This window comes from Mycoplasma sp. ATU-Cv-703 (genome assembly GCA_004011965.1).
GTDB lineage: Bacteria > Bacillota_I > Bacilli_A > Mycoplasmatales > Metamycoplasmataceae > RYZV01.
This window is the reverse complement of sequence record RYZV01000001.1, coordinates 55,249-67,595: the sequence shown is the minus strand read 5'-3', so window position 1 is coordinate 67,595 and position 12,347 is coordinate 55,249. Positions and strand designations below refer to the sequence as shown.

Here is a 12,347-nt window from a genome sequence, read left to right as displayed (position 1 = left end):
AAGCGATGAGCGTTTGATCTAAAAAATCTTATTAACCTACCGCGATAGACTAGTTTTCTTGGAAGAGTGACTACCACTTACTTGAAACACGACCTTCGGCATTGGGTTAATCTTGGTGGCAAAACTTTGCAGTTGATTAAATCATCTTGGTTAATTAGATAAATCTTAGTTTACATCTGAAAGGAACAATGTGAGAAAGTTTACCTTACTCAGCACATTTTTAGGCCTAGGCGTTTTGTCGGCCACCTCTTTAGTTAGTTGCACCCTTGGGTTTGGATCGTCAGAACAAAACCGCCACCAAACTCCGCATAAGTCATCCGGAGTTAAAAAATCTTATTTGACAGTTTTAAATGACACAGCGGTTTTGGATTTTAAAAAGGGTCACTTGTATTCGCCTGCTCAAATGGGTCTTGCGCAAAATTTTAGTGAGCAGCACCAGTTTGAAGTTAAAGTTACCAATGATTTAACTGGTCAATTGCAAGCGGATCTTCGTTTGAAAAAAGTTGATGGAAGTAGTCAAATTTTAAAAACGGGGTTAACAATTTCCGGGTTTCAAAAAATCCGGCCGTCTGATTTTTTTGCAAGATTACGCGGCTGTTTACCTCCGCAGATGGAACTAACAACTTCTTTAGAAAAAAAATTAGACGCCAGTTTTTTGACCGACATTAAATCTCTTGCCGCCAAAGACTTAGGAATTGACGACTATTTTGACTTTCGTCAAGCCGAGCACAAAATTAAAATCCTCCGTTACGAAGAATCGGCGGGCCAGTTAGAGATTATCTTAAGTGTTAACTTGGGCGGAGAGCAGTTAGATTTACCGCTTAAAGTAGTGGGTCTTAAGTCAAGCGTTGACCCGAAGGTGGTCAAGCGCTTAGATGCAATTATGAAGGCGCTGGAGAAATTTAAAGATGCAGAAACTACTCATTCTAACAAGTTGCCTTCGACGCTCATGCAAAGGATCGTGGATCACGACTTTTACGACCAGCTAGGAGTTGGTAAATTTCCTGAGATTGACAAGTTGCCTGAGGGAATCCAAATTGCTTTTGAAAAGGGAGTTAACACGAGCGATTTAACCGGCCAAATTGAGTTAAAAACCAAAATGTTTTTTGAGTTTGATAACCAGGTGTTTCAAAAAAGCAAAACTGTTATGATCCGCGGGTTTTTAAATTCTGAAAAAGTCAAAGACCGCACAGATCAAACCCGCGCTCAAAAAATTAAAAACTACCTGCGAGAAAGTTTTGTTTGGAAAACAAAGTACGACAAACTGCCTGCTTCGGCTGCTAAAAAAGCGTTTGTAGCAAGTCAAAGTCGCTTAACTAATTTAGGACTACCTGCTTTACCGAGTTGACTGTTTGCAAATGCGCAGATCCGCTTTACCGCAAAAGTCGCTGACGATCAGAAGGGCACACTAACTCTGCTGGCAGAGATCAAAGTTGGAAAGACAAAGTTAGAAACAAACGTTTTGGTTGAGGGTTTTTACCGTGATAGTGGCGACAATTTAAACAAAAATTTAGAAATTACTCCCGAGTTTAACAAACTTGTCAAACAAATTGATGGTTTGCGAACAAGTTTGAACGACCGATTGCCTTCAAGTTTGACAGAGCTAGATGGCAAATTAACTTTGGAAAAACTCGGTTTACAACCTTTGCCCGTTCAACCTAGAAAAAACATTAAGTTTGAATTTTCAATTGTTGAGACCGATGACGATTTAGGCACCATTAAGTTGCTCGTAAAAGATTTGACAGCCCACGGGAATGAAGATACACTGATCACTATCAAGGGCTACCAAACTAACTCGATGTACCTAGAAAAAATTTTCGCTACAAAGTTTGCTAACTTAGCACCAACTAGTTTTAGCGACAAGTTGCCCTCCGAACTTAAAAACGTTGGCAACAAAGTTACTTTCCAAGAGCTTGGATTAGCATCTAGCATTTGAACTGGACTTACCTACGATTTAACGGTTAAAGAGTTTAATGACCTTGTAGGAACCATAAAAGTTGACCTAAAAATTGAGAGAGGCAAAACAAAACTAACCCGGGAGTTAACCGTTTTTGGTTTTAAAAGTGTTGATCCAGAGAATGGAAGGATTTTAGAAGAAGTTTACGAGGTAGTGGTCAATCGTTTATCTCAAGCAAATATAGCCCATGTGTTACCAAGTGATTTGTCTAGAGTAGGATCGTTAATTTTATTTGACACTTTTAATCTCAAAAAACCAACTGACGAAGAACTTCATCACGCTGAGCTTGATATGTACAAGGTTGACTATAACGATAAAGAGGGATGGATAAAAATTAACATCCACATTCAAATAGAAAACTTACACTTGAGACGTAATTATGTCATGGGCGGTTTCATGACAAGACAAGAGCACGACCAAAACAAGGTCGCCAAAACTCTTAAATTTATCCGTGAAAAAAACGGCATGGGTGACAACAGCGATAGTCACACGTTTAAGATCGAACCAGGTTCATACTACCATGGGCGTGATCCTTGAAAAATAACCGCCGAAGACATTGAACACAGATCTTCCGAGTTTGGAGTTACTTTGCCCCCGCGTCTTTACGGCGTAAAGTTGCAATGAGTGCTGATTAAAGAGTTAACCGACCGTGAATCAATAGTGTTTAGTTTGCTAGTTAGTTATGGTCAAGTAAGTCACACATTTGTCTTCAAGTTTAATGGTTTTGAGAGTCTTGACCAAAAAGATGTTGCGGATATAGTCGCAAAATTGCCCAGCAAAATGACAACCGCTTTCACCAAAAAGTTAGTCACTGATTTTGAAGTAGGCACAAAATACAGTTATGACCAACTTGGAATTGATCGTATTGACGATGCAAGATTAAATAACGCGGCCGTTAGTTGGAACGTTTTGGAAGTTGATGACACTAGCGGCGTAGTAACTGTCATGCTTGCCGTCAAAAGTGGTTCTCACAGTCAAGAAAAGAAAATCACGATTGAAAACTATTGAAACGACTCTAAGCGCGCCGCTGCTAAAGAAAAAATGTTGACTACGATTAACCTAATTTTTCAAGACTTTTACTACGATGTAAGGCTCAGCAGTCTTTCTGAAGATCAAATAAGCGAATTACTAAGTTACGACAAAACCGGTAAATCAAATTGGTGAATCAGTGGTGAGTACTCCGTCCGCCCTCTAGCTGAAGAGCTTTCTTTACACCAATTAGAATTAGTCAACAAGACGTCATTTTTGGAACAGATTTTAACCAAACTAGATCCTGATTGTCAACTCTTTTTTGAATTGGTAGAAATTCCCAATGGAACCAATTTTCACGGCAGCATCCTAGTCGCTCCCCTTATCCGCTTGGTAGATCAGCAGGTCATTGCAGATCGTACAATTGTTATCAGCGGCTTCCCAAGTTTTGAAGATTACTTCTTTGAACATGTTATCAAGTGAAGAAAACAAATTCCAGCCCAAATAGCGACTGATTCGCAAGGTCTAATCGGTTCACTAGTTAAGTACACGGGGATAGATTCGGTTCTCCGGGACCTTACCTTTGATAGCACGAAAGCCAAGTCGTTTATGGAAATTACCGGTCTAGCCAAAAAATTCCCAACTTTTACGTTTGATGACGAATATACTCTGGAGATCAAAGCGACTCTTTACACCAATGCTCACGTGGAAGAAAGTTGATTTTTCTTAGATTCATACCCAACCGAGGGTGAATTTGTGTTTGTGATCGGTCTCAAGGGAAGAGAGTACGACGATTTCAACCAAAAAGTCTACGCAAATGATTTTTACCGATACAAGAGAAGTTTTGTCAGAACGTTGACCGGATTTGATTCAAAGGAGAGCATCGCTGGAGCTTTTGAACAATGAATTAATTCACAGGAATACTTTACGTCTGACTTGCAAGTAGACGTTGACAAGAGCCACTTTCGAGGAATTTTGCAACAGATTTACGGATCCGACTCCTTACCTGAGTTTCCATCTGATTTAACAAACAATCCGATTCACAAAGCCAAGAAGAAAAAATTAGAAAAGTTATTGTCCCAGGCTGAGAAGTTCCCGGAATTTGACAGAAGATTTGACTTGAAGGTGCCAATTAATTACGAAAAACCTTCTGACGTGCAAAAATGACTCAAGGCAATTGACAGTCAAAGATACTACGTTAGTTGAAAAAAAATTCCCGCGCTTTGAAAAGATACTTTTGAGAACGTCGGTCCTAATTTAAGAACGCTCTTTGACCAGGCTGAGCCTTATTTCAAATTCATTAGAATTGATAGTTCAAAAAATGGCTACCCTTACTACATGATTTTTGAAGCCGCAGTTATTTACCGGACAATTTCACCCGTAAAAGGTGATTCACCGGCTCGCTGAACTGATAATCCTTTGACTAATGCCAGTGCGCTCGTGAACGAGAGTTTAAGACTTCAACCGATCAACGGCATTTTTAAATTTCGTGTTCAAGATGACATGCATGGTTTCATGATAGATGTTGTGAATCAAAGGAAAAACTTAGAAACTAAACTTTTTACGCCAAAGATGCAAAGCGATTTAGGGACCAAAATTCTTAGAAGTTTCGATGGACATTACGTAATGGAAGTTAAGTTACCAGTTTTTGGCTCTTCCGATCCAGTGCATGACACATCCACGCCCTTAGATGCTAACCTTAAAGCTAAAGAGCAATTATTTGATAACCAGGCTAACCGTTCTGTGGTTTTCTCTTGGCCGTATTTTACAGGCTTTTCTGCAGGCTTTTACAATCCGGGTGGGTTGAATGGCTACCGCATAGAAGACATTTTTGTTTCCCAACGCTACACCCGCATTCCGGGTAAATTTAAACAGCACACGATTGAATTTAAAAAGTACTTAGATGAACTTGGGATAACGATCGTGTTTGAGAAAATCTACGAAACCACGTTTAACCATAAGATAGGTTACAACGACAAAAAATATAACGCTGCCATTTATTTCCGACCTTGGCTTGTTTACAACACTTACCTTTGGACGAATTTACAACCCGAAACTCTCTTGTATGTCAATTCAACTCAAAAACCAAATTTAATCAGAAGTAGATACATTTGAGTGCTGTACTACAAACTGACTCCACCTATTTAGTCATTATTTGAAAAAATCCGCTAGAAAATGCGAAAACTTTGCAATTTATGGACGAAATTGTGTAGCAATGGCACTCCTAAAAATCTGGAATTGAAGCTAAATAGCAATTCCTCAAGTTGCGTGTGAAACTGCCCGGAACTTTTCCAACTAATTTCCCCAACGGTCAGTTGGGGATTTTTATTTGAAACTGATGGAGTTAAATCGTCAGTTTATCATTCGTGAGGAGACTTTGAAAAGAAGTTATCAATCAAATGCTTTCAGTTAGGTTGATGAGTTTCCAACGGTAAATTTAACGATTTCAAAATGGTATAATGGTTCAGAAAAGGAATTGAAAATGAAAAAAATATTTTTGCTTGCTACAAACTTAGGTTTAGTTACTTTACCCGTCGCCTCTTTGATGGCCTGTGGAAGCGCCTGAGAAAAAGAGGATGAGAAAAATCCAGATAAGGACGATAAGAAAAAAATCGTTAATCCGAAAGACTCTTACACAACAGCGCTGGGAAACATTAACACCCTAAACTTTGAAATTGGAAAACGTTACCAAGCTAGTGCATTAGGAATTGATGAAATTTTTAGCGATGAATTTGAGTTTGAAGTCAACGATTACGATGATCTAAAGGGAACACTAGTAGTTAGCGTAGAGCACGTTAAAAGTTCAACTGTGCTCCGTAACGACGTTCAAGTGCGCGGTTTTAAGTCGCTGAGTGCTGATGAGTTTTTAGAAACAGTGGTTAAAGACTTGCCCGATCGCAGTACATTAACTAGTGATTTATTAAAAAAACCAAAACCAAGCGATCTAAAGTTTTTAAAAACTTTAAGCGTTGAAACCTTGGGAATTGACAAACACTTTAAATTTCGTAAGGCTCGACACCTGATTGATATCGTTTCTCCTAACGATGCAGTCGGAGAAGTAGTCATTAACTTGGAAATTAGTATCGCGGGCCACACGTTAGAAAGACAGTTTACCGTCACCAACTTGGCATTAGAGGATCCAGTTTTAAAAGAGCGACTTGATCAAATTAACAAAGCACTGAAAAAGTTAAGAGACACTAATACCTCTTACGATGACGTATTGCCTTCAAGGGTAATGCAAAGAATCAACGACGCCGATTTTTGAGATCAACTCGGAATTGGACCTTTCCCCGAATTAAGCGAGGACATTAAAGTTGGTTTCAAACGCGGAGACAAGACTAGCGACGATGAAGGTCAAATTGAACTAATTATAGAGTTTAAAACTTCTAGCGACGGCAATTCTTTAATTAGAACTAAGAGAATCTTGATCAGCGGTTTTTTAACGACCGAAGGTACTAAGTACGATTTATCGCATGCTAAAGCCCAAGCAGTCAAAAACTACCTAGAAAACGAATGGAGAAAAATAACTAGGTTAAAACAAACCTTGCCTTCAGAAGTTAAGAAGAAGTTTTATTCAGGCCAACACCAAAACTTGTCTACGCTTGGTTTGGATGCTCTGCCTGAAAAGTACCAAAACGGCGTTAAGATGACGATAGATTTAGGGGTTGCTGACGACCAGAGAGGAACGCTGGCATTGCTAATCACCATTAGTGTTGGTAAAGCTCAGTTGGAAGCAAACTTACTCATTCAAGGTTACGCGACAAACAAACAAATTAGCGACGAATTACGTCGTCAAACAAACCAAGAGTTGCAAGACCTGCTTAATTACATTAGACGAAATCGCGATCGAACCGTTTTTGATCAAAAGTTGCCATCGCAAGTTGGCGAGCCTCAAGAGACAACTAATTTTGAAAAACTTGGTTTGCAGGAGATTGATGAAGAGACCCAAACGGGTATAGCGATTCAACTGAGAATCAATTGAGTTAGCGATCAAAACGGAGAAATTGGGTTAGAGGTTAGTTTGAGTAAAAATAACCAATCACTTAACGACAGGCTCGTGGTGAGAGGGTACAAGAAAATCGCCCAAGTTATTAAGGAGCAACAAGAAAAGATCGCCGAAGAACTTAAGTCTTTGGTGGAATGAATCTCTCAAAATCTTGTTTCCACTTCTAACAATAGTGAGCGACCAAGTCAAATAGGTTCAGAAAACGCGCCGGTTACTTTAAATAGACTAGGTGTACAAAGTATTCCCGAAGAGAAAAGAAACGGAGCTTCAATCAGTTTTGAAATTGTCAGCGCCGACGATTTTGAAGGTAATCTTGAAGTAAAAGTTACCGCTTCCAAAGAAGATCAATCGCGCTCCAAGAATTTTGTGATCACCGGTTACAAAACTCACGATCAAGAAATGGGCGAACTTCTTGAATGGATTGTGATTAACCGCGGACGCACGAGCTTAAGAGATAAACTTCCGAGTGAAATCGCTGCTGGGAAAACTTCGGTTAGTTTCAAAGAGTTAGGCTTACACGATTTACCGAAAAACTTGTTTGGTGAGTACGAAATTGAGATGGTTATCGACCAGGCAAACGACAATGATGGAACACTTGAGATTTCTTTAACAATTAGAAAAGATACTAAACAAGCCACCCACAAACGGGAAATCAAATGGAAAATTAAGGGATATAAAACTAACGATGAAGTTCTTAACATTCTCACCGCAAAAATAAAGTGAATTGAAGATAATCGTGGTTTGAGTGCCCACAGAGATAAAATGCCGAGTTCCATCGGAAGACCAGGGCAAAAAATTGATTTTAAAGCTCTGGGGATTGGTGATTTCAAAGAAATAAGCGACCAAGGCATTAATTTTGAAATTGTTTTTGTTAGTGCAGACGATGCCAAAGGTGAGGTGAAGATTAAAGTAACGCTTTCGCACCGGGGTGTCTCTCACGAAAGCGAAATTGCCATCAGAGGTTACCGGAAAATCTTAGATCAACTCGCACAAGTGATTGACTTAATTCAAAGCAGAGGATCGTTAACAAGAAAGAGTGGCAAGTTACCTAGTCAAATTGGTCAGGAAGACCAGATAGTTAGTTTTGATGACTTAGGGCTTGATGACTTAACAAAGCAGCAAAAACAAGGTGCCGAAATTATTTTGACTATTTTAGGTCTTAGTGATCGAAGGGGAACCGTCAAAGTCAAAGTTGAAGTTAGAAAAGAGTCTGAGTCAATAAGTTCGGAAATTACCGTGTCTGGGTTCAAGACGACCGAAGACCAAATTAAAGAGGTAAAAAAACAAGTTCAAGAACTGAGTGAATGAATTGATAATAATTGATCAAACACCTCTCTGAGCGACAAATTACCAACTAAGGTAGGTGTTCTTTACCAAGAAGTAGATGCTAAGCATCTTGGTCTTAAGCAACTGCCGCAGGCGTTTGGAGAAATTTTTGAACTCGCAATAAGAATTGAACGATTTGACGATCAACAAGGGGAGATTAGCGTTAAAATCACCATCACTAACTCCAACATTCAAACGGAAAAAACGCTTGTGATTAAAGGTTATAAAAGAGTTGGTGTCGTGGAAAGTCAACTAAACTTGGTTTTTGACTGAATTGGCAAAAATTGAACTCAAACCAGCAAGAGCGACATTATACCTTCCGAAATAGCTGCGCTAAAACAAGAGATTGATTACCAAAAATTGGGATTGATAAATTTACCAGATAGCTTTGTTAAAAACACGGAAATGAAATGCATTGTAGAAAAAATTGATGACTTGACGGGACAAGTAGTAATTAGAGTCGAATTGACTAGAGAAGGGGTCAAAGCGAGTCAAAGTTTTACGATTGTAGGATTTAAAAAAGTTAGCGATCAATTGAATGAGTTGTTGGCTTTGATTAAGCAACGTTTACAAACGCTTAAAGTTAACGACAAGGTTGCCGATCACTTTGGCAAAAAAGGCAGTTTCTTGACGCTTTCTTCGTTAGATTTACTAGATCTAAATTTACGCAAAGCAATAGTTAAAATTTTGGTTGAAGCAGTTGACATTGAAAACGGTAAATTGACAATCACCTTAGAATTAAGCAAACAAGGAGTAGTCAAAAAGGAAACACTAACACTGAAAGGATTTCTAAAAAAGAGTGATTTAGATATCCAAACAATCGCGGAAATGGTCAAGCAAATTCTTGAACTTAACAACGCAGACGACGTTCGCAACATAAAAATTAAAATTGATCCCAAGTCGCGTTACTTTGACATTGATTTTGAAAAAATTACGGCTGAACTGATCGAAGATGACGCTTTGGGTTGAAAAATTGTTATGCCGCCAAACATACCAAGCGATATCAAACTTAACTGGGAATTGGAATCTTTAGATAAAAAACTTAAACGCGTTGTTGTTAGATTGACTTTATCTCGCGGCGGGGCTATTCAAACTCTAACGTTTACTTTGGAAGGTTTTAAGACGGAAATTGATCACTTGATTGACGCAAAATTAAATCAATTACCAGAACGACTTTCTTCTGATCTAGCGAGAACACTAGTCTCTAAGTTCAAACTTTTCCGTTCTTATCAGTTTAAAGAACTTGGGGTAGATATTTCTAATTTTGAGGTTGAACCTTTGATATTTAAAGCAACCGTCCTAGGAAAAAGCGATGCTACGGGAACTCTCACAGTTCAAGCAGATGTTTTAAGTCCAAGGTCTGACTATCTAAGGAGCAAAGAAGTAATTGTAGAAGGATTTTGGAACAATGCTAAACGAAAAAAAGCTCACCAAGATTTACCCATTGTAATTGACAAGGTTTTTGATGGTTTCCATCACAACGACAAAATTGCCGGTTTATCTTACCTAGAAGTTCAAGATCTTCGTGTGTACGATCAAACTACGCTGAACGATTTATTTATTGGCGACAACGAAAATTATTCTCTGGGCACTGAACTTACTCTTGAGAAACTGCATTTAAGCACGAAAACCGCATCGCTCAAAGATCAAATTAAGCAACTTGATCGCGATTACAGCGTTACATTTGAAATTGTTGAACGACCAGAAAGTGTTGATTTTCACGGAAGCATTCGAATTCGACCTATTCTCCATTTTATTGACCAAAAAATCCCTGGTCCACAAACGATTTTGATCGGAGGATTTAAATCTTTTGAAACATTTTTCCAAGAACATGTTCTTGAGTGAAGTAAGAAAATTGGCGACGATCTAAAAACAAATTCTCGCGGACTTAAAATGTCTCTGCTTAAAACCGTCAGAGAATCTAACAATAAGCTTGAATCGTTCATGAGACTTTCTGGTCTTGCAGATGTATTCCAGGATCAAACCATTAACGATAAATACCAACTTTCAGTTTTGGATATTGATTTTATGGGAGGCTACAGTACCTACTTAAGAGATAAGTTAGATGACGACAACGAACATCGCCATGAATTTCAGTTTGTGGTAGGTTTAAAAGGTAAGCGCTATGAAAAATTCAACCGCACGGTGGAAAAACGTATATACCGGGGGAACGAATATTTGCTGGGAAGGGTTTTTGCAAAAACTGTTGTCGGCTTTAACACAAAGGATCAGGTTCTTCGGGAAGTTGTTCGTTTGCTTCAAGGTTTAAATCATCAACTCACTTGAAAACATCGGGGAAATCTTTCTCTTGACACTTCTCACCTACGCGGCGCGTTAGCGAACATGTATGGGCACGAGTCTTTGCCAGAGTTTGATTTCAACTGAGCTCACAATAAACCCAAAAACCATCATTTTTTGAATAAGTTTGGTGATAAAAAAATCAATCAGCAAAGCGGAGAAGTTGAAAGTTACTCAATTTCTTTTGACTACGAAAGCAGAGTTGATGTAGCCAGGTGGTTAGAATTAATTAACCAGGGTGGTAAATTTTTACCGTGGAACAAGGTTCCGTTTGACCAAAATCAATTGTGAAATTTTAATCCCCCAGCTCGCGAACTACTGGGTAACGCGCTTTTGTACTTTCAGTTCACCACAATTGAGAGAACTGGCGACCCGAGTTCAGAAGATAGCAAAACAGTGATGAGGTTCAAAGTCGGTGTCCAAATGGTGCCTAACTCACCTGGTGGTGACATTCCACTAGTATCTCCTTATATTGATAACCAACAACTTTACCCGTCGACCGAAAAATACCTTCATGTTCTGCCAACAGAAGTCAAGATTGAGTTACCTAATAACTTCGGTCAACTACTTAAAAAGTATGTTGATGACGGAGATCATCTTCTAAATGGCCTAATAAGTAAGATGAGCAAGACCTTACCTCGTCAAGATTTCGACGGGAAAAGAGTGGAGGTTAAATTGTTGTCAAGTGGCGAAACCAACAAATTAGAAGTTTTTGATAATTATCATTATTCAGACCAACTTCGTTCACAATGGGCCCATCAATGGGGGCAAACCGCTTTAAAAACCTCGGCTTTTACTTACGATTCAGACAAACCTAATCAGCGAGAAACAAAGCACGGAAACACCTTATCAGGTATTTTGGGATTCAAAACCAATCAGACATGGAATTTGGAATTTATAAAAAATCTAAAAGCGATGGGCGTTATGGTGTTTTTTGAATTTGTCGAACGCAGTTATTGAACCGACTTTCCGGACGAAGGTGGTCACAATGCTAGTGTCAAGTATCGTCCGATTTTAATCTATAACAAAGCTTTGATTCCCGGTCCTGGTGCGTTTTGATCTAGATTTGATTACGTACCTATTCGAAATAAAATGGCCAAGCCGCTGATTGTAACTGGGAAAATTTGGGAAGTGTTTTACAAAATTGGTCATAAGTAATCTCAGAATCAAAAATTAATTCTTGCAGTTGAACACTTAGAAATTTAATCGCTTTTCCGCCGCTCAAAGCAGTCTTTTAACAGTGTTACCACCTGCTTTAGCAAAAGTCAATTTAAGTTAAAACACCAAAGTGGATAACCACGAAACAAATTTAATCCCATAAGTCTCCAAACACTTTAAGTTTATTTTGGTTTTAAAAACCGGTCTGGAACCGGTTTTTTGTTTTGAAAATACCAGCGTAAAATTCAGATCTAAGCACTTCAATGTTAGGCGTGAACTTGTAGGCAAGGAAGATAATTGGTCTTTAGTAAACTTACGATCGTGAAACTAATCGTTTGATGACATAGGCGCCTTGGATCAGACTATAAGGCAAGTGGGACAATTAACCCGTGTTAAACTCTGATTAGTAAAAGCGCAAGCAGGCAGCAATTATGGTCTGCTTTTTAGTCTGAAAACTGAGCATAATTTGCCGCCAATTCTCATAGAATTTTGTAGATGACAGCCAGCAAAAGCATCAATCGCACGCTGGAAATAATTGAGAAACCAGCAACTCAAACTAAACTATGAATTGATCGAATCACGGGTCTTATTTTCAACTAGTTAGATGACTAATTTATACGCGATTATTGGTAT

At 38.7% G+C, this 12,347-nt stretch carries 2 protein-coding genes; both read left to right on the top strand.

Features of this window, described 5'->3' with window-relative positions:
* The first annotated feature begins 190 nt into the window (after positions 1-190).
* Positions 191-5,074 (top strand): lipoprotein 17-related variable surface protein, encoded by a 4,884-nt coding sequence (locus tag CSE00_RS00225; protein ID WP_127942553.1) that lies wholly within the window; start codon positions 191-193, stop codon positions 5,072-5,074.
* Positions 5,075-5,408: 334 nt separating this feature from the next.
* Positions 5,409-11,714 carry a lipoprotein 17-related variable surface protein gene (locus CSE00_RS00220; RefSeq protein ID WP_127942551.1) on the top strand — a complete coding sequence of 2,102 codons (6,306 nt, stop codon included), beginning with the start codon at positions 5,409-5,411 and terminating at the stop codon, positions 11,712-11,714.
* The last annotated feature ends 633 nt before the right edge of the window (positions 11,715-12,347 follow it).